The sequence below is a fragment of the Flavobacterium crocinum genome (assembly GCF_003122385.1).
GTDB classification, from domain to species: Bacteria; Bacteroidota; Bacteroidia; order Flavobacteriales; family Flavobacteriaceae; genus Flavobacterium; species Flavobacterium crocinum.
Map to the genome: position 1 here is coordinate 3,667,683 of NZ_CP029255.1, position 20,288 is coordinate 3,687,970.

Consider the following 20,288-nt stretch of genomic DNA (forward strand, 5'->3'; position numbering starts at 1 on the left):
AATTTATTTTTAGATTTTTAGTGAAGAAATTTCGGTTAGAATAAAAAAAAACCTTTCTCAGCACTATGAGAAAGGTTTCTATTAGACAATACAATCCTGACTCATCACGAGAGATGAATGATAATAATGCTAATAATAATGATTGCTGTGTTTTTCATGTCAGTTCTAAACGAAAAAACCTCCCTTTAAGGGAGGTTTTAAAAATTGTACTTTAATACTTTATATAAAATTCCCTTTACTAATATCTGTCGATAATAATAGCGTTGATAATAATAAGGGAAATAATTGTATTGTTCATTTTGTTCTTTTGTGAGGGGCAAATATATTGTTTTTTCTCAAATAATCTTTTTAATTTCTGTTTTTATGAAGGAAAGATTCAATAGGTTGGTTTCGTAAAAATAAGTTTAAATTTTTAAATTGAACAAATGACGATTGTTTGCAGCTTTGGTTTTAATCAGATAAGAAATCATTTAAGAATTTTCTGAAGATATATTTTTCATTCAAATTTTTGATAAAATATGTGAAAGTTTAAAATGTAGATTTTCAATAATTTACATGAAAAGCTTTTTAAATTTAACAAATTAGTTTAAAATTATAATCTATTAATTCTATAGAATTTATATAAATTTGTAGAATGAAATATATTTGTAGTGTAGTATATTTTGCAAATCAGATGATTTTTATGGACAAAAAGAGCTAAAAGAGACATTTGGATTTTAAGACTTTAAATTTTTTATATAGAATCTTATGTTAAATTTTAGATTGTTGTTTTTTGAATATATCTTGAAATCTGTGAATGTTAAATGTTAAAAATGTCATATAATCTTACATTATGTATTAAAAGTGTAATTTTTACTTAATTTTGTTTTTTAATAAATCATATGATTTTTTATTAAATTAAATATCAAATTCGTAAGAAAGGCACTATTTAATGGGATTGCAGGATATTATTTCAATTTCTACCAAAGCTAAAGAAGCAAATATATATTTCTGATTGAAGGTACTTTGTTCGCCAATTAACAATTTATCTGTGTTAGCATTTAAAATGACGATTAAAATATTCTTTACCAGTCAGTTTCTTAATAAACAGAAAGGTAAAGAAGAATAAAAACTTGATTTTTTTAAGACTTCAAAACGAAGGATATGAAAGTGCATTCTTTAACATTAAAAGAATATAAAAGCGTTTTTAATACGCTCTATCCTTCGCTGTGCTTATTTTCCAACAAATATATTGAGAATATAGAAGTATCAAAAGATGTAGTTCAGGAAGTTTTTATTAAAATTTGGGAAGATAAAATTGAGTTTCATGATGATACTGCGATCAAATCTTATTTATATACTGCTGTAAAGAACCGTTCCCTTGATTATTTAAAAAGCAAACATTACAAAGTAACGGACTCTATTGGTGAAACTGATTTTGCCCAGATGGAGACCGATCCGTTTTTTTTAAGAGAAGTTGTTATTTCCGAAACTTCCATGCTTATTGAGAAGGCGGTTAATACCTTACCTGCAAAATGTGCCCAGATTATTAGATTGAGCATTAAAGGATTAAGTAATACTGAAATTTCAGAAGAATTAGGCATTTCTTTAAATACCATTAAAACACAAAAGAAAATTGCCTACAAGCGTTTAAAACCCCTTTTAAAAGATTGTTTCTTCATTATTGCATTTGTATTCGAGATTAGAAACTGATGCTTATTAAGCATTAATTTTTACTTACGATTGTCATAAATGCATATTATTTTACAATAGGTTAAAAAAAATATATTTTTTTTCATCCTCTTTTTCACCCCCCTTTTTCTTTTTATCGTCTTAGCATTATAAACAAATTATAAGATGTCTATTTTTAGTGAAATAATTGACCTTTCCGGTCGTACTGCTTCCTCCATTTTAAAACGGGACAAACCGGATGATCTTGCTGATTCTGATTTTTTTTCAGATTTGGACAAAGAATATATAATGAAACATCTTACTGATGAAAAACTGTTGAAAGAACGTGCTGTTTTATTGCAGCAAATTAATAAGAAAGAAGACTGGAAAGCGATTCAGAGTAAAATTGACGTTCCTGTTAAGAAATTAGCTTTCTGGAAATATACTGCTGCTGCCGCAGTTCTTGTTTTGGGATTAGCTGTTTATTTTTCTAAAAATCATTTAAATGAAAAACAGCCGGACAAAATTGTCGAAACCAAATTGGATATTAATCCGGGAACAGACAAAGCGATTTTGGTTCTCGCAAACGGAAAGCAGGTAGCTTTGGGCAAAGGTTCAGTATATAACTCAGCAGGTGTGCATAGTAATGGTACCGAAATTATTTATAAAAATAACAAATCAGCTAAAAATACAGTTGCTTACAATTATTTAACGATACCACGAGGCGGACAGTTTTTTATCAAATTAGCAGACGGCACTAAGGTTTGGCTGAATTCAGAATCAAAATTAAAATTTCCTGTAAGTTTTAAAGACGGAGAACTGCGTCAGGTTGAGCTGGTGTATGGTGAGGCTTATTTTGATGTTTCACCAAGCACAGCACACAAAGGTTCGCATTTTAATGTGGTAACTCAAAACCAGAATATAGAAGTTCTGGGAACCGAATTCAATATTAAAGCTTATCAGGATAGCCCAGCCATTTATACAACGCTTGTAGAAGGTAAAGTACACTTGTCAGGATCGTTTGATTCTACGATTCTAAAACCGGGAGACCAGTCGGTATTACAAAATAATAATATACAGGTGGCAGCTGTTGATGTATTTAATGAAGTATCATGGAAAGAAGGAATTTTCAGCTTTCAGGAAATGCCTTTAAAAGACATTATGAAAGTACTGGAAAGATGGTACGACATCAAAACGGAGTTTAGAAATAAAGCGATAGAAAACAACACTTTTAATGGAATATTAGATAAAAACCAAAAAATAGAGGAAATTTTAAACATAATTAGTAACACAAACAAGATACCGTATGAAATAAACCAAAAGACTGTAATTTTTAAGTAAGAAAGGAATTATAAGCGGATAAAAAAGGGAAAAGTGGTTAGTGGGTCGAAGTACAAACCATCTTTTCCCGTGATAGGACTTATAATTAATTCAGCATTAACTAATAAACCAAAACCAAAATTATGAAAATTAAAATTATTAAAGCTGCTTTCTCTAAAAGAAAAAGCATATCAACTTTAATCATGCGAACTATTATTCTTTTTCTTTCTCTGGCACTTTTCAGTTTTACCCCATCAGAACTGTTGTCCCAAAATGTAAAAATTGTGATTAAGCATGACCAAAAAGCGACTGTAGACGAAATCTTTGAACTCATAAAAAAACAAACTCAATACAGGTTTGTATACCGTTCGGATATGTTTGATAATCTGCCGGAGATTGAGCTTGAAAAAGGAACTTTAAGTGTGAATACCCTTTTAGAAAAAAGCCTTTCCAAAGGAAAATTTAAATATGAAGTAGTCGCTAATAATACTATAATTATTAAGGAAATTACGGCTCCAAAGACACACACTGTTGAATCTTTAGAAATAACAGGAAAAGTAACGGATGTAAACGGACAGCCAATTCCCGGAATTACGGTTTACGTTTCGAGCTATAAACCAACCAGTACAGGAAGTAACAAAAACTTCGTAATCAGAGGAACTACAACTGATTTTGACGGAACTTTTAGTATTACAGCCGAAGTAGGATATTACATTGTAGCAAGCGGTGTGGGATTTCAGTTGTTTACGGAAGAAATAACCAAAAACAAAACCACCTATACGATTGTACTTAAAGAAGAAATTAGTGCGCTCGAAGAAGTACTGGTTGTGGGCTACGGAACCACGAAAAAGAAAGATCTTACAGGTTCAGTAGGTTCTATTACTGCAGAAGATATCCAGCAGATTAAAACGCAGACGATCGATAATGCTTTGATTGGAAAAATCCCGGGCGTTAACGTACAGAGCAGAGGCGGTGCGCCTGGAAGCAGTTCTTCTGTTAGCATTCGCGGTTTAACACAAATTAGAGGGGATAACCAGCCTTTATATGTCATTGACGGAACACCAATTTCTATTACACCAAACTCCGAGAGTTTAGGGTTAATTAATTACGGTTCAAGAGAAAACCCGCTTTTGGCAATTAATCCGGACGATGTAGAACGTATTGATGTTTTGAAAGATGCCTCTGCCGCAGCAATTTATGGTTCAAGGGCTGCAAGCGGGGTTATTATTGTAACTACCAAAAGAGGTAAGAGAAATCAGGCACCCAGATTCTCTTTTAATGCGGCAAGTACATTTCAAAATCCGGTGAAAACGTATGATTATTTGTCAGCAGCAGATTATATTAAGTTTTCTTCCGAAAAAGCACAGCAGCTCTTAAATCTTTATCCACAGTCATCCTGGACGTCTTTTCCTAAACAATATGCCATAGTAAACAGCCCGGGCACTTATTTCGGAAAAGCAAATACCAACTGGCAGGATTTAATTACCAATAAAAATGCCTTATGGACACAATACAGCTTTAATGTAAGTGGGGGAAGTGATAGAGTAAATTATATGATGTCTGCCGGAATTTCTGACCAGCAGGGAGTGATGATCGAAAATGATTTTAAACGTTATACTTTTAGCACCAATCTGGATATTAATGTTACCAATTCTTTCAAAGTCGGCGGATCTGTAAATTACAATTATTCCGTAAATAAAAATAAAGGATTTAGTTCTCTTGCTCTTGGAAGTTTCAGACCGGATCTTCCGGCGTATAATGAAGATGGCTCTTATTCAACTTATGCAGGTGACTTTGGAAAACAGTATACGCCTTTAGGAGAAGGAATGCAGACCAGAAAAAAGGCACTTTCCAAAAATTTGATCGGTTCTGTTTATGGGGAAGTTGAAATTATAAAGGGACTTAAATTTAAATCTCAGTTAAATGCTTCCGTAAATTCCGATGAATCTAATAAGTTTGGTACTTCAAAAAGTTCCAATTCTTTATTTCAGGCAAAGTACTATAGCAGACCAGGTGCTACACTCGATATACAGCATAATGAAGGATGGACAACAGCTTTTGAAAATACATTAAGCTACAATAAAACAATAAGTGAAAACCACAGAATTGATGCTGTTGCCGGTGTTTCCTGGAACCACACCCGTTATGATGCTGATGCACAGCATTACCGTGGTTTTCCGGATGATAATACTTTAATTGATATTAATTCTTCTAATTTTAGAGACGGTGTTGAAAGTGAAAGTATAGAACAGGGACTTAACTCTATTTTTGGAAGGGTAAACTACAGCTACAAATCGAAATATCTGGCAACCTTTACAGCCAGACGGGACGGATCAACCAAGTTTGGACCAGATAGCCGTTATGGATTTTTCCCATCAGCAGCGTTGGCCTGGAACATGCATAATGAAGATTTCTTAAAAGATGTATCTTTTATCAACCAGTTAAAATTAAGAGCTTCATTAGGAAAAACAGGTTCTGATAATCTTCCGTCTTTTACCTATTTGGCTTATTATCAGTCATTAGAAAACGGAGATTCTTTTTATGACGGAAAAAACGGTATAGCCGTTACCGGAGTTCCTAATTCTAACATTAGATGGGAAACAACCAAGCAGCTGGACTTAGGGGTCGATTTTAGTTTATTTAATAACAGGATTGCAGGAGAAGTGGTGTACTTTAAAAAAAATACTTCGGGAATCATCTTACTTACATCGCTTCCGTATGAAACAGGATCAATCAGCTGGAATACCAATGTGGCAGATGTATCCAATAAAGGCTGGGAGTTTTTAATTGGCGTAGATATTTTTAGAACTAAAAATTTCAAATGGAATTCTTCGTTCAATATTTCAGCCATAAAAAACAATGTTGATAATCTATACGGCGGAAGTGCAGGCTCTCAGACCGTTATTCAGGGCCAGCCGCTTGGTGTTATTACAGGGTATAAGGTAGTGAAGATTGCACAGACACAGGCGGAAATCAATGCCTTGAATACTTCAGCCGGTGGTGTTTATCAAAGCTCTCTGACACAGCCGGGCGATTATATTTTTAAAGATATTAACGGCGACGGAAAAATTACTACTGCAGACCGTGGCCCAATTGGAGATATCAACCCCAATTATTTTGGAGGCTGGAACAATATAGCAACATACAAAAATTGGGATTTCAGTATGAACTGGAACTTTTCTCAGGGCGCTCAGAGACAGTACGATAAAATTTCTAATCTTTATTCTATAAATGCTATTTCGAACCCTACTCCTGAGGCTTTTCAGACATGGACACCAACTTACACAGATGCCCCGTATGCAAGATACGGATCTCCATCAAACGGTTATACACCAACTTCAAGATCCGTTGTAGATGCTTCCTATATTAAATTACGTTCGGTTTCTATAGGATATAGTGTGCCATCGAGTTTATTTAAAAATACAGGTTTAAGTAAAGTAAGACTATCCCTGAGCGGTAATAATTTAATCACGATTACTAGTTATCCGGGACTTGATCCGGAAGATGTTGTTATGAGTTCTTTTGCCAACAGGTCAACAGGATTTACCTATGACAGAGGAAACTCTTATCCCAACATTAAGACTTTTACCTGTTCTCTAAATGTTACTTTCTAGTTCACAGTAAATAATTGTAAAAAAGACAGAAATGAAAAATTTAAAATATATATACCTGGGTTTAGTAAGTGCTGCAATGTTTACCGCTGCTTCCTGCCAGTTAACAGAAGATTTAGACAATTACAAACCGGCTTATGTCTTGGAAGCAGACACGGCAATTAACAGCGAAACGTCAGCAGAATTAGCACTGACAGGTGCTTATGCCACATTTAGGCAAAAAAGCTCGGGAGGTGCCTTTCCGATATTTTACTTAGTGCCGGATATTATGAGCGGTTACAGTAATAACGGTTCATACAGTACTGGACCCGAACCATTAGGCTGGGCGACAAATAATCCGCTTGCCACCGGAGCCAATGATACAAAAAATATCTACGGAGGATTGTATGATTTAATCAATCGTACCAACTGGCTTATCGAAAAAGTAACCGCATTAGAGGATAACGTTTTTAGTACTCCAGGAAGAAAAAAGGAGATTTTGGCCGAAGCTAAAATTTTAAGAGCGCTGGGGCATTTTTACCTGCTTCGTACTTTTGGACAATTTTATGATGTGAAATCAGAATACGGAATTTTAATTAGAACAAAGCCGGTAAAAAATTCAGAAATCAGTCCAAGAAATACAGTGGCGGAAACCTATACTGCTATAATTGCTGACTTAGACGAAGGAATTGCAAATGCCCCGGATCTTAGAAGTAAAAAATACACCAATAAAACCTTTGCCAAAGGCTTAAAAGCAAGAGTACTATTGTATAAAGGGGATTATACCAACGCAGCCGCTTTGTGTCAGGAGATTATTACCACTTCAGGTTCAAACTTTAAACTCGAACCTACTTACGGAGCCATTTTCGACCATCATGATTCGGATGCTGTTTTTAACAGTTCAGAAATTTTATTTGGTACGGCAGGAGAATCAGATGCAGGAGTTGGAATAGGTAATTTTTATAGCGGAAGCACAGCCAATATTTCACAGGTTTATAAAAATGCTATTGCAGGAAGTATAACGGTTGGATCCCAGTCTATTGCATATGATGCTGCCAGGACTTCTATTTTTATAACCAACGTGTCCTACGGAGGGTATTATACCACAAAATATACGTCTTATTTTACCACAGGAACAAACGAAATGTTTTATCATATGCGTATGGCAGAAGTGTATTTGATTTTAGCCGAGGCCAGTGCAAGAGCCAATAATGCTGTAACTCCGGAAGCACTTTTAGCTATTAATACTATTAGAAAGAGAGCAGGAGCTGTAACAACGGGCGGAAATGGCTTTGAAACCTATCCCAATACGATTTCTTTACCTCAGTTTTTAACGGCAGTTCGCTATGAAAAGTTAGCCGAATTGTATGCTGAAGGCGGTGAAAACTGGTTTGATTTAATCAGATATGATTATGCTGACGGATTTGGTACCGGATTTAAAGTATCTGATGTAAAAGCATCGGCTACGAATTCAGATAAATTTATTCTGCCCATTCCAACAGAATCTATAGATGCGGGTAATCATGTCATTAAACAAAACCCATCCTATTAAACTTTAAAAATAAAGGTCAGAGAAGTGATTTTTCCTCTATATAACTTCTCTGATCTTGTATTTCATTTCGAATAGTAAAACATACGAATTCACTTATTTTTTTATAAGTGAACGGCCGGACTTATGTCTTTGACTGAGACAGTTTCAATGAAAATAATTTAATAACAACTAATCTTTAATTAACAACAAATGAAAAAAATCGCAATTGTACTAATAATGCTATGGGGGCTTCCAAAGCTCAGTGCCCAAGGAATTTCCTTTGAGCACAGCACTTTCAAAGAAGTACTGGCAAAAGCCAAAGCAGAAAAAAAGCTGGTTTTTATGGATTGTTTTACAACCTGGTGCGGCCCTTGTAAAATGATGGCAAAAGAAATCTTTCCACAGCAGAACGTTGGAGACTACATGAATGCCAATTTTGTAAGCATCAAAATGGATATGGAAAAAGGGGAAGGCATCGAATTGACAAAAACATACGATGTAAATGCTTATCCAACACTGCTTTTTATGGATTCCGACGGTAAAGTGGTACACAGAGCGACAGGAGCAGATAAAGCAGAAGATTTTATTGAGCAGGCCAAAATTGCTTTTGATCCTTCAAAACAGTTAGACAATCTTGATAAACAATATCAGTCTGGCAAACGTGATCTTGCTTTTTTGTCACAGTACGTAAGAGCTTTATATGCCGCTTACAAATTGGATGTTATTGAAAAAGTGGGTAAAGAAGTTATTCCGGTAATGAAACCGCAACAGTATTCCACAGAAGATGGTTTCACGGTTATTGCACATGTTGGACTTGATTATAAAAGCAAAGTCTACAATTACATAATTAAAAATAAAAAAGTATTTATTGACAAACCTTATATTGGAAAAGAGGATTTTTATTACGTAGTTGGTCAGGCAGTATCAAAATACCTGGTTGGTATTGCAACAAAAAAAACACTTCCGGAATTAGACAAAGCGATTGCAGAAACTGAAAAAGATTATGTTTCTCCACAGCAAAGTGAGGATAAAACATACTATTACGGTCGGTATTATCTAGCTCAAAAGCAATACGATAAATGGTTTGACTTGAATAAAAAACAAGCAGACGAAGCCTTTGCAAAAAACAAGAAAGAAGCATTGTCGGCCTATATTAATACAGCTTACAGCGTAGCTGTTAATCCTGATTTAGAAAAAGCAGGATTAGAAGAAAAAGCAATTACAATGATTGAAAATGTGAAAAATGCAGATCCGGAATTCCTTGCTGTAAACTTTTGCTTAGCAAATCTGTACCTGAAAACTAAAAATAAAGAAAAAGCTTTGGAAAACATTAACGCCTATATCAAAAAATCTGCAGATAAAGGAGAGGAACCCAATACAAGAGTCCTTGCCCTGAAAACACAAATCGAAAATTTATAAAACACAATCATGAAACATTTAAGTATATTAACAATAACGCTTTTGGGTCTGCTTTTCATTGCGTTAAATTTTAAAGCAGCAGCACAGCAAAAATTTCATATTGATGGTACAATTACAGGTTTGACCAATGGTAAAATCTATACGTATAAAAATAATGAAGTGGTACCGATAGAAGTAAAAAACGGTAAGTTTCAGATTGAAAATGAAATGGACGAACCGGTTTATAATCTCAGTGTTACAAAAGATGCTGAGGTTAATCACAGTGACCGGAGAACTTTTATGTTTGTTTGTGTAGAGCCTGGAACACAGACCTTAAAATTAGATTATTCAGATTTTAGAAAAGGTATTTTGAAAGGATCAAAAACTCAGGACGACAGTTATAGATATGACGCTGATCAGGACAAGATCAAGAACAAATACAAAAAAGGGTTTGATAAGTTAGAAGCTCTTCGTAAAAAATATGACGATGCCGTGGCTGCTAAAAAAGATGAAAAAACGACAGACGCAATCAACAATGAAATCGATGATGCAAAGGAACTTTTAGAACCTGCTTACAAAGAAATGACGGCTGCTACACTGAAATTTATTAAAGATAATCCTGAGTCTTATTTTAGTATGAGCACGTTGTTGTATTATCTAAGCGGAATGACTTATGAGGAAGCTAAGAATTATTATGACAGTTTTAATCCGTTGTATAAAAATACTAAAATGGCAAATCAGTTAGCAGCTGAAATAGAAAAAATGAAGAAAGGTATTCCAGGCACTCCGGCAGCAACTTTTAATACCAAAGACATTAATGGTAATCCATTAAAACTGGATGATTTTAAAGGAAAATATGTGCTGATCGATTTTTGGGCTTCCTGGTGTATACCATGTCGAAAAGGAAATCCGCATTTATTGAAACTGTATGCCCAATATAAACCAAAAGGACTGGAAATCTTAGGTGTTTCTGATGACGACAGCGAACAGGATAAATGGAAAAAAGCGGTTGAAAAAGACGGGATAGGAGTTTGGCACCACATTTTAAGAGGGCTGCAGTATAAGAAAGGAACTTACGAAAGAATCAATATCGATCAGGACATCAGTGAAAGTTACAATATTCAGGCGTTACCAACCAAAATTTTAGTAGATCCAAACGGAATTATCGTGGCCCGATATAGCGAAGAAGATGAAGCAAAAATGGATGAAGATTTAGCTGCTATTTTTAAAGCTAAATAAAGAAAAGTAGAAACTTAAATAGATCTAAATGAAAATACTAAATATCATAAAAACAGCAGTTTTATGTCTGCTGTTTCAAAGTTTTACAAACGAATGTGAAGCACAGGGAAAATATAAAATAGACGGAACCGTAACCGGACTTAAGGAAGGAAAAATCTATGTGCTGAATGGAAACAAAAAAGATTCAGTCAAGGTTTCTAAAGGAAAGTTTCAGATCAACGGCAAAATAGAAGATCCTGTAGAATACATTGTGATTGCAAAAACTTTAGACCAAAGAAAAATGAATGAAAAATATGCATCATTTTATATAGAAGCGGTGCCTATGACAGTGCAAATTAATTATGCAGACTTATCATCCGCTAAATTAAAAGGTTCTAAAACACAGGACGATATTTATAAATATAATGCCGGTATCGAAAAGATAAAATCAAAATATAAAAAAGAATTGGATCAGTTTGATGCCGTCAGAAAAAAGTATGATGATGCCCGTACTGCTAAAAAAAGCGAAGAAGTCCTGGAAGCAATTAAAAACGAAGACAGTGATGCAAGAGACCGTTTGGAACCAATGAATAAAGAATGCGAAAAGGCCGCTTTCCAATTTATGAAAGACAATCCGAAATCCTATTACAGTATGTATTTATTAAGATCAAATTCCAGAAATTTAAAGTACGATGAAGCAAAAGCATTTTATGACAGTTTTAATCCCTTATACAAAAAAGGAGAATTGGCGAAATATCTGGAAAAAGAAATCGAAAATATGAAAAAAGGCATTCCGGGTGCTTTGGCAGGACCTTTTAATACCAAAGATATTAACGGAAATCCTATAAAACTGGATGATTTTAAAGGAAAATATGTGCTGATCGATTTTTGGGCTTCCTGGTGTGTACCCTGTAGAAAAGGAAATCCGCATTTGTTGAAATTGTATGCCGAGTATAAACCAAAAGGCTTAGAAATCTTAGGCGTTTCTGATGATGACAGAGATCACGACAAATGGAAAAAGGCGGTTGAAAAAGACGGAATAGGAGTTTGGAAACATGTTCTTCGAGGTCTTCAGTTTAAAGAAGGAACACATGAAAAAATCAATATTGACCAGGACATTGACGAAGGTTATAACATTCATGTACTGCCTACCAAAATTTTAGTGGGTCCCAACGGAATTATCGTGGCCCGATATGATGGCGAAGAAGATGAAGCCAAAATGGATGAAGATTTAAAGAAAATTTTCACAAATAAATAGTGCTGAGATTTAACTGCCCGGATAGCTTTTCGGGCAGGTAAATACGGCTCATAAAAATTACACAATGAAAAAAATAGTTTCGATCCTGCTGCTGTTCTATGTAATAGGCAGTAATGCACAAATATACAATCCGGTAAAATGGACTACAAGTGTTGTAAAAATATCAGAATCAGAATACGAGCTTATAGCGAAAGCCTCCATAGAAAAAGGCTGGCATTTGTATTCGCAGACTGTTCCGGAAGAAGGACCTCTACCAACTAAATTTTCTTTTGACGGTAAAGGCGAATATCTCAAAAAAGGAAACACCAAAGAAGAAGAAGGTCATGTGGTTAGCGATCCCATTTACGGAATGAAAATTAAATATTTCGAGAATAAGACCATTTTTAAACAGCGTATTAAGATTAAGGACAAAGTACCTAAACAAATTAATGCAAATGTAGAATTTATGGCTTGTGATGATAGCAAATGTCTGCCGCCTAAACAAGTAGAACTGATTTTTAAGATTAAATAAAAAAACGTTTTATGAAAAAAGTATTGTATTTAGTCGCTCTTTTAACCATGACGCTGAGTTTTGGACAAAAGGCAGGGCCGGTAGTATGGAAGACTGTTGTGCAAAAAATCTCTGACACAGAATATATTCTGGCAGCAGAAGCAACGATTCCTTCAGACTGTCATTTGTATTCGCAAAATGTTCCCGGAAAGAGTACAGCGGCCACAACTTTTATGTTTGATGACAGCGAAGGCGGTTTTAGTCTTCTTGGCAATACAACAGAAAATGAAGGTAAAATAATCGAAGATCCTGTTTTAAAAATTAAAGCAAAAGTCTTTGAAAAGAAAGCCGTTTTTAAACAAAAAATAATGGTTTCAAAGAAGTTAAATTCGATCAATGCTTTTGTTGACTTTACAGCGGGAAATTCAACTGCTTTAGCGGTTCAGGATGCTGAACTGGTTTTTGATCTGAATAAAGCAACACAATTTCAAAAAGAAACGGCTGAGGGATCAAATAATAAGGATCAAAAAGGACTTCTGGCCATTTTTATTATTTCGTTTTTATCCGGTTTCGCAGCCTTGCTGACGCCCTGCGTTTTTCCAATGATTCCTATGACCGTTAGTTTCTTTACCAAACAAAGTAAAACCAAAGCGGCGGGGATTAGAAACGCAGTAATCTATGGAATTTCCATAATTATTATTTATGTTTTACTCGGTTCACTTGTAACGGCTGTTTTTGGAGCAGATTCTCTCAATGCCCTTTCAACAAACGTTTGGTTCAATCTGATATTCTTTGTATTATTAGTTGTTTTTGCTATATCATTTCTGGGGGCTTTTGAAATTGTACTTCCTGGCAGACTGGCCAATAAAGTGGATTCTCAGGCAGACAGAGGAGGATTAATTGGCATCTTTTTTATGGCTCTGGCTTTGGCCGTTGTTTCATTTTCATGCACCGGGCCAATTGTCGGGACACTATTAGTTCAGGCGGCTTCAAAAGGCGGAATAGCTCCAATTGCCGGAATGTTGGGTTTTTCTATGGCTATTGCACTTCCGTTTTCCCTATTTGCCGCTTTTCCGGGCTGGTTAAATGCACTGCCAAAATCGGGAGGATGGCTCAATACAGTAAAAGTAGTACTTGGATTTTTGGAACTGGCGCTGGCGTTTAAATTCCTGTCCAATGCAGATTTGGTACTGCAGCTTCACTTTCTGGAGAGAGAAGTCTTTGTAGCAGTATGGATTGCGGTTTTCGGAGCTCTGGCCTTTTATTTATTCGGAAAAATTACGCTTCCTCACGATGCTCCGCTGAATCATATTTCAGTAGGCAGACTCGGACTGGGACTTTTGGTTTTAACCTTTACCATTTATTTAATTCCCGGACTTTTGGGAGCACCTTTAAAATTAATCAGCGGATTTCCTCCACCGGTGCATTACAGTGAATCTCCCGACGGAATGGGAACTTCAAAAAGTACAGTTTCAACAGCAGAAGCAACTTTGCCGGATGGTGCGGAAACAGGACCTCATAATATAGTTACCTTTCATGATTATGAAACAGGAATGGCTTATGCCAAAAAACAAAATAAACCAGTACTTCTCGATTTTACAGGATATGCCTGTGTGAATTGCAGAAAAATGGAAGAGAAAGTATGGCCTGATGAAAGTATTTTAAAACATTTAAAAAATGATGTGGTCGTAATTTCCTTGTATGTTGATGATAAAAGAGAACTTTCTGAAGAAGAAAAGATTATCTCAAAAATTACAGGAGAGAAGTTGGAATACGCAGGTCAGAAATGGAGCGAATTTCAAATTTTGAAATATAAAACCAATGCACAACCTTATTATGTTCTGATCGATCATGACGGAAAAGCCCTTAATACCCCAACAGCTTACAATTCGGATATTGATTTTTACAACGACTGGCTGGAGCAGGGAATTAAGAATTTTAAATCATTGTAAAGGTTTTTCTGTGTTTCATTTTTTTATTTTGAATTATTAAACAAAAAACAATTTAGTAGAAAAACCAAATAAAAGAGCTGTGAAAACGGCTCTTTTTAACTCTGATTAAAAATCCGGAATGACTTAAATTTCGCAGACATTATGAAACCACTGAAACTATTTAAGAAATACTGGCGTGAGCAATTGTGCTTTAAAAAATTCAATAGTAAAGAATTATCAGTAATGATAGCAAAGGACTCTTCGCTTATTGTGAAAATCTATTTTAAGAAAACTAAAAAATATCAATTAAAAATGAAAAAATCCATCCTTCTGGGCTGCTACTTATTGTTATTCTGTACACTTGTTTCTGCACAGAACACAGCAGTTAATTTTAAGAAAATAAAAGAATTAGGCGGAATAGAGGAATATTTGTACCAGCCAAACGGCATGAGCGTTTTGCTTTTGCAGGACAACGCTTCGCCAGTTGCAACAGTGCAGATTGTTTACCGTGTAGGTTCTAAACACGAAGTTTTAGGAAATACAGGATCAACGCATCTTTTGGAGCATTTAATGTTCAAAGGAACACCAACTTTCAACAAAAAGAACGGAAATACAATTACCGATGTTTTACAAAATACAGGAGCACAATTAAACGCCACAACCTGGTACGATCGTACGAACTATTTTGAAACACTGCCAAGCGATAAAATCGAACTGGCATTGCAGATCGAAGCTGACAGAATGCGAAATTCTTTATTATTAAAAGAAGATAAAGAAGCCGAAATGACGGTGGTGCGCAACGAATTTGAAAGAGGAGAAAACAACCCAAACAGTTTATTAGACAAGGAAATCTGGGCTTCGGCATATATTGCACATCCTTATCATCATTCCACAATCGGATGGAAATCGGATATTGAAAAAGCACCAATTGAAGTTTTAAAGAATTTCTATAATACCTATTACTGGCCAGATAATGCAACTTTAACCATTATTGGAGATTTTAAAAAAGACAACGTTTTTGAACTGATTGAAAAGTATTTTGGAAAAATCACAAAAGCGCCTCACGTAATGCCTCAGCCTTATACAGAAGAACCTCAACAATATGGTCCGCGTAAAATTGTGGTTAGAAAGCCTGGTGAATTGGGCGTTGTAAATAAAGCTTATAAAATTCCAGGCGCACTAAATGAAGATATGCCTGCCTTGAATATTTTAGCAGAAATTATTAGTTCCGGAGCTTCCTCAATTTTGAATAAAACATTTGTGGATACTCAAATGGGAATTTACGCTTATGCCAATGCGACAAACTTTAAAGAAGTAGGATTATTTACTATAGGCGTAGGATTTCCAGCGAGTTCAAAACACGAAGATATTGATGCTAAAATCAGCGAGGTGGTGGCTAAAATCCAAAAAGAGGGTGTAACTCAGGATGAGGTAAACAGAGTAGTAGCCAATATAAGTGCACAGACTGTTTTAGCCCGTGATGGTTCAGGTGTAATTGCATCAGAATTAAATGAAGCTATTGCCTCCGGCGACTGGACAGATTATGTAACGGGTGTTGAACGTTTGAAAAAAGTAACCCCTGCAGATGTGCTTTGTGTTGCCAATAAATATCTGGTGGAAGATCAGAGCACAACAGGTTATTTTATTCCGAAACAGTCTGGAAATCAAAATCAGGATACTGCAAAAGCAAACAACTTTATTCCTGAAAACGCCCCGTTTTATTACAGACATCCAAAAGTGGAACATACAGGCGAAGAAACAGCTTCAACTATTTCATCAGAACAAAAAAATACAATGAAAACTGCTTTTGATGATACCGTAATCGAGAAAACAGCTTCAGCTTATCAAAGAGAAAAAGTTTCGGGAATTGATGTGGTTTCTGTAAAAACTTCAGCTAAAGATTTTGTGACTGTTGCAGCGAGTATTTCATTAGGAAATTATGCAAGTGAGACTAAAAATGATATTATTCCAGCTTTGACAGCTTCGATGCTTTCAAAAGGAACAACGTTGAATGATAAGTTTAAATTCTCAGAAAAACTACAGAAATTAGGAGTGACTTTAAATGTAAATGCTTCGACTTTCAAAGTAAATATCGGGTTTAAGTGTTTGAAAAAAGATCTGGATCAGGTTATTGCTTTATTGGCTGAAGAATTGAGAACTCCTTTGTTTGATGCTAAAGAATTCGAAAATTTAAAGCAGCAGTTTATTGGGAATACACAACAGAGTTTAAATGATCCGGGAGAAAGGGGAGGTATCGCTTTATCTCAGTCTATTTATCCAAAAAACAATCCGAATTACAGTTTAAGCGTTGAAGAAAATATCGAAAATATCAAAAAAGCGACTTTAGAGGAAGTAAAAGCTTTCCATAAAAAATATTTTGGTACTGCATCAATGCGATTGGTTATTGTGGGAGATACAGACGGAGCGAATCTAAATTCATCTTTAAAAAAATCATTCAAAAACTGGAATGGCGGAGTATCAGAAAAGTTAAAATTTGAAGAAGCTTCAAAATCAAATTCAAAAGCAGAAGTAGTGACCATTCCGGAGAAACCAAGTGCCGAATTATTCATAGGACAATTTACAGGTTTAAAAAGAGCCGATGTAGATTATATTCCGTTCTACATTGGAAACTACACATTGGGAGCCGGATTTGCAGGACGTTTAATGCAGACTGTCCGTGATAACGATGGATTGACTTATAATATTTCATCGGGAATTGGAGGAAATATTGAAACGGGAGGTTACTGGTATGTAAACGCTTCTTTCAATCCTAATTTATTCCAAAAAGGTCTTGACGCTACAATGGTTCAGGTGAATAAATGGGTTAAAGACGGAATTACAAAAGAAGAACTGGAAAACAAGAAAACCAATTTAATTGGAAGTTTTAAAGTCGGAATGTCAACCACTAGCGGAATGGCAAGAACGATTTTAAATTTTATCGAAAGAGGTTTAGAACCAAATTATATTGACCAATATCCAAAAGACATTGAAAAAGCCACTTTACAGCAGGTAAATGATGCGATTAAAAAGTATGTTAAGCTGGATAAAATGATCATTATTAAATCAGGTTCTCTTGACCAAAGTGGGAATCCTTTGAAATAAATGTTCAGTGGTCTTTAGTGTTCAGTGTACAGGTTTTTAGTGATCAGTTTGAAAAAAACAACTTTGACAAAGTTTGACAGAACTGAACACTAAAAACCTGAACACTGAATACTTAAAAAAAAGCTTCATTCATAAAATCCTCCAGCCCCGATTCTTCCAGTATTTCAATTGAAAATTCTCCGAAACGTTTGGGTAACCAGATGATTCGTACACCACTTGGAGAATTGAGTTGTTCTTTGGATAAAGGATTTCCATTTTCATCTTCCGGCTGAAGACCGGAATCCGTTAATTCGTCATAAACTGCTTCTATGTCCGGAGTTGAATAGCAATGACGGTAAATAGTTCCTTCGCCTTTGCTGTCCAGAAGATTTTTGAGATTTCCCGTAAAAGGTTGTACAAGCATGAATTTTTCCTGTCCAATTTTTACAACGACATACGTCACATGAAGATCGTCTCTTTGCCAGACAAACTTTTTTGAGATTTCTGCCTTGAGTATTTTGGAATAATAATCGCAGGCAGTTTGAAGATCTTTTACTAAAATATCGATATGACTAAATTTTAAGTCCATTTATAATTTAAATATAGTGGTGTATAATTTGGAATAAGATATAGACTTATTGGGGATTTGTAAATTTGATGTTATGCAAATCAAGCGTGTCGGCTTTTTGTGTGTTCATCTCGTATACAATTTCTATTTCATTTTCAGATACAAATTTTATATCCTTACCACATCCATGGGCACAGGATTCTACAATAACAGGAAAGTACAAACTTTTATTCTTGTCATATGCAATAATGTTATGGCGAAAATAGGAAACAATTTTAAAATCGGCATTTTCAATTACTTGGTCGTCATCGTAAAGACCATTAAATTTAAAGAGATCTTCAGTGTAATAAGTACTTGTAATAGTAAAGGAAGCTGAAGTTTCTCCATCTTCATGAGTATTATCTTTATACCATTTTTGTTCAAAATTTTTATAATAGTTAATGTCCTTTTCTTTTTCTGCTGGCTTGTATATCCATTTGCTTTTAGACGCAAACTGATATAATTCAGTATAGACTTTCGTATTAGATTCCAGGATTTTATCTTTTGTAAAATCACCATCAATAAAATCACCGGATCTTAAAGTATACTCTCCAATATATCCTAATTTGTAAAAATTTAAATTATTGGTATTAATCATAATATAGCTTAGATATGATGAGGGATCTCCGTTACCCATAGGAGATTCTTTTAATGCAAATAAGAAATAATCTGTGCCCTGGATTTTTTTTCTTAAAAAATGAGGATCAACGTTGATGTAATTAAATTCACTTATCAGTAAAGTATCCTGTTGAACAATTTTCAGGTTTTTATATTTTGAAACAATTATTGTGATTTTATCCGCACCAAGACTAAATTTATCTTCATCACCCGCTCCATTAGCAGATATTTTAATTACTTCAGTATTGTTTTCATTGCTAAAAGTGAATAAAGTGACAATTGGATCATCAGTTGCTATTTTGGTATTTTGATGTTCGTTTTCTTTATGAATTGTTTTTTCATCTTTTTTACAAGAATAAAAAGTGATTAGAACGAAAAAAAATACGGTTAGTCTGGTATTAAAAGTGCTCAATTAATCTTTAAGTTTTAGGTTATAAACGAAGATAAAATTTATTTTTTATTCTAAAACACATAAATATTAAATCCTTAATAAATGCACTCAATAATGATGCGTATATTTGGGATAATAAAATAACAAGAAGTGTAATCTATGAAAAAAATAGGATTTTTATCGTTTGGACATTGGGCCAATCATCCTTCCTATAAGGCTCGTACAGCAAGTGATACATTGCTTCAATCTATAGATTTAGCTGTTGCCGCAGAAGAAATCGGGATAGATGGCGCCTATTTTCGTGTGCATCATTTTGCACGACAATTAGCATCACCATTTCCTTTACTTTCGGCGATTGGTGCCAAAACAGAGAAAATTGAGATTGGAACAGGAGTAATCGATATGCGTTACGAGAATCCTTTATACATGGTAGAAGATGCCGGTGCAGCCGACATCATTTCAGAAGGACGTTTGCAATTAGGAATCAGCAGAGGATCGCCGGAACAAGTTATAGACGGCTGGGGATATTTTGGATATAAACCGGAAGAGGGAGAAACTGACGCCGATATGGGACGTAAAAAAGCTTTGGAATTTTTGGATAAACTGAGCGGAGAAGGATTTGCAGAACCCAATCCGTATCCAATGTTTCCAAATCCACCGGGTTTATTGCGTCTTGAACCACATTCAGAAGGATTGCGAGAGCGTATCTGGTGGGGTGCAGCATCAAATGCAACTGCTATTTGGGCTGCAGAAAACGGAATGCACCTGCAAAGTTCTACTTTGAAGTTTGACGAAAACGGAAAACCATTCCACATTCAGCAGGCAGAACAAATCAGATTGTATAAAGAAGCCTGGAAAAAAGCCGGACATGATCGAGAAGCCAGAGTTTCTGTAAGCCGATCCATATTTGCCTTAGTCAATGATCAGGATAAATTCTATTTTGGAGATCAGGGCAAAGCAGCTGATAGTTTTGGTTATATCGAAAGTGATAAACGTGCTATCTTTGGAAGAGGATACGCAGCGGAACCGGAAACACTAATAAAACAGTTGGCCGAGGATGAGGCAATTCAGGAAGCAGACACGTTATTGCTTACAATTCCAAATACTTTGGGAGTAGAGTATAATGTTCATATATTGTCTTCTATCTTAAAATATATTGCACCGGAACTTGGTTGGCGTTAAGTTTTTAAAAATATAAAAGACGA

The 20,288-nt window shown here is 35.0% G+C and carries 13 protein-coding genes; 11 read left to right on the forward strand and 2 right to left on the reverse strand.

Translation table 11 applies throughout. The features are described 5' to 3' along the window. Nucleotides 1–1,143: 1,143 nt before the first annotated feature. From HYN56_RS16380 to HYN56_RS16430, 10 genes are all read left to right on the forward strand, one after another. Nucleotides 1,144–1,692, forward strand: a complete 549-nt coding sequence (locus HYN56_RS16380) for an RNA polymerase sigma-70 factor (RefSeq protein WP_109193164.1) — start codon at nucleotides 1,144–1,146, stop codon at nucleotides 1,690–1,692. 144 nt (nucleotides 1,693–1,836) lie between these two features. Then, nucleotides 1,837–2,991: a FecR family protein gene (locus HYN56_RS16385; RefSeq protein ID WP_109193165.1), complete on the forward strand. Its 1,155-nt coding sequence runs from the start codon at nucleotides 1,837–1,839 to the stop codon at nucleotides 2,989–2,991. 122 nt (nucleotides 2,992–3,113) lie between these two features. Continuing rightward, on the forward strand, nucleotides 3,114–6,584 hold the full coding sequence (locus tag HYN56_RS16395; RefSeq protein WP_109193166.1) for a SusC/RagA family TonB-linked outer membrane protein: 3,471 nt from the start codon (nucleotides 3,114–3,116) through the stop codon (nucleotides 6,582–6,584). A gap of 31 nt (nucleotides 6,585–6,615) precedes the next feature. Further along, nucleotides 6,616–8,112, forward strand: coding sequence for a RagB/SusD family nutrient uptake outer membrane protein (locus HYN56_RS16400; protein WP_109193167.1), 1,497 nt, complete (start codon nucleotides 6,616–6,618; stop codon nucleotides 8,110–8,112). 189 nt (nucleotides 8,113–8,301) lie between these two features. Next, nucleotides 8,302–9,510, forward strand: coding sequence for a thioredoxin domain-containing protein (locus HYN56_RS16405; RefSeq protein ID WP_109193168.1), 1,209 nt, complete (start codon nucleotides 8,302–8,304; stop codon nucleotides 9,508–9,510). 9 nt (nucleotides 9,511–9,519) lie between these two features. Continuing rightward, nucleotides 9,520–10,728 carry a TlpA disulfide reductase family protein gene (locus tag HYN56_RS16410; RefSeq protein WP_109193169.1) on the forward strand — a complete coding sequence of 403 codons (1,209 nt, stop codon included), beginning with the start codon at nucleotides 9,520–9,522 and terminating at the stop codon, nucleotides 10,726–10,728. A gap of 28 nt (nucleotides 10,729–10,756) precedes the next feature. Continuing rightward, the gene (locus tag HYN56_RS16415; RefSeq protein ID WP_109193170.1) at nucleotides 10,757–11,965 is read left to right on the forward strand and encodes a TlpA disulfide reductase family protein; all 1,209 of its coding nucleotides are present in this window, start codon (nucleotides 10,757–10,759) and stop codon (nucleotides 11,963–11,965) included. Nucleotides 11,966–12,029: 64 nt separating this feature from the next. Then, nucleotides 12,030–12,476 carry a protein-disulfide reductase DsbD domain-containing protein gene (locus HYN56_RS16420; protein WP_109193171.1) on the forward strand — a complete coding sequence of 149 codons (447 nt, stop codon included), beginning with the start codon at nucleotides 12,030–12,032 and terminating at the stop codon, nucleotides 12,474–12,476. Between the two features lie 11 nt (nucleotides 12,477–12,487). Further along, nucleotides 12,488–14,407 carry a protein-disulfide reductase DsbD family protein gene (locus tag HYN56_RS16425; protein ID WP_109193172.1) on the forward strand — a complete coding sequence of 640 codons (1,920 nt, stop codon included), beginning with the start codon at nucleotides 12,488–12,490 and terminating at the stop codon, nucleotides 14,405–14,407. Nucleotides 14,408–14,698: 291 nt separating this feature from the next. Beyond that, a complete protein-coding gene (locus HYN56_RS16430) occupies nucleotides 14,699–17,488 on the forward strand; it encodes a M16 family metallopeptidase (RefSeq protein ID WP_109194837.1) in 2,790 nt (929 codons plus the stop codon). Between the two features lie 112 nt (nucleotides 17,489–17,600). On the opposite strand, the gene HYN56_RS16435 is transcribed toward HYN56_RS16430, so the two are convergent. Then, a complete protein-coding gene (locus HYN56_RS16435) occupies nucleotides 17,601–18,056 on the reverse strand; it encodes a VOC family protein (protein WP_109193173.1) in 456 nt (151 codons plus the stop codon). A gap of 46 nt (nucleotides 18,057–18,102) precedes the next feature. Beyond that, nucleotides 18,103–19,104, reverse strand: coding sequence for a hypothetical protein (locus HYN56_RS16440; RefSeq protein WP_109193174.1), 1,002 nt, complete (start codon nucleotides 19,102–19,104; stop codon nucleotides 18,103–18,105). Between the two features lie 138 nt (nucleotides 19,105–19,242). Between HYN56_RS16440 and HYN56_RS16445 the strand changes: the two genes are divergently transcribed. Continuing rightward, nucleotides 19,243–20,265 carry an LLM class flavin-dependent oxidoreductase gene (locus HYN56_RS16445; RefSeq protein WP_109193175.1) on the forward strand — a complete coding sequence of 341 codons (1,023 nt, stop codon included), beginning with the start codon at nucleotides 19,243–19,245 and terminating at the stop codon, nucleotides 20,263–20,265. Nucleotides 20,266–20,288: the final 23 nt, after the last annotated feature.

Bases quoted from the DNA above. Each gene is read 5' to 3' on its own strand.
- HYN56_RS16380 (WP_109193164.1), top strand. From the start codon at position 1,144: ATGAAAGTGCATTCTTTAACATTAAAAGAATATAAAAGCGTTTTTAAT.
- HYN56_RS16385 (WP_109193165.1), top strand. From the start codon at position 1,837: ATGTCTATTTTTAGTGAAATAATTGACCTTTCCGGTCGTACTGCTTCC.
- HYN56_RS16395 (WP_109193166.1), top strand. From the start codon at position 3,114: ATGAAAATTAAAATTATTAAAGCTGCTTTCTCTAAAAGAAAAAGCATA.
- HYN56_RS16400 (WP_109193167.1), top strand. From the start codon at position 6,616: ATGAAAAATTTAAAATATATATACCTGGGTTTAGTAAGTGCTGCAATG.
- HYN56_RS16405 (WP_109193168.1), top strand. From the start codon at position 8,302: ATGAAAAAAATCGCAATTGTACTAATAATGCTATGGGGGCTTCCAAAG.
- HYN56_RS16410 (WP_109193169.1), top strand. From the start codon at position 9,520: ATGAAACATTTAAGTATATTAACAATAACGCTTTTGGGTCTGCTTTTC.
- HYN56_RS16415 (WP_109193170.1), top strand. From the start codon at position 10,757: ATGAAAATACTAAATATCATAAAAACAGCAGTTTTATGTCTGCTGTTT.
- HYN56_RS16420 (WP_109193171.1), top strand. From the start codon at position 12,030: ATGAAAAAAATAGTTTCGATCCTGCTGCTGTTCTATGTAATAGGCAGT.
- HYN56_RS16425 (WP_109193172.1), top strand. From the start codon at position 12,488: ATGAAAAAAGTATTGTATTTAGTCGCTCTTTTAACCATGACGCTGAGT.
- HYN56_RS16430 (WP_109194837.1), top strand. From the start codon at position 14,699: ATGAAAAAATCCATCCTTCTGGGCTGCTACTTATTGTTATTCTGTACA.
- HYN56_RS16435 (WP_109193173.1), bottom strand. From the start codon at position 18,056: ATGGACTTAAAATTTAGTCATATCGATATTTTAGTAAAAGATCTTCAA.
- HYN56_RS16445 (WP_109193175.1), top strand. From the start codon at position 19,243: ATGAAAAAAATAGGATTTTTATCGTTTGGACATTGGGCCAATCATCCT.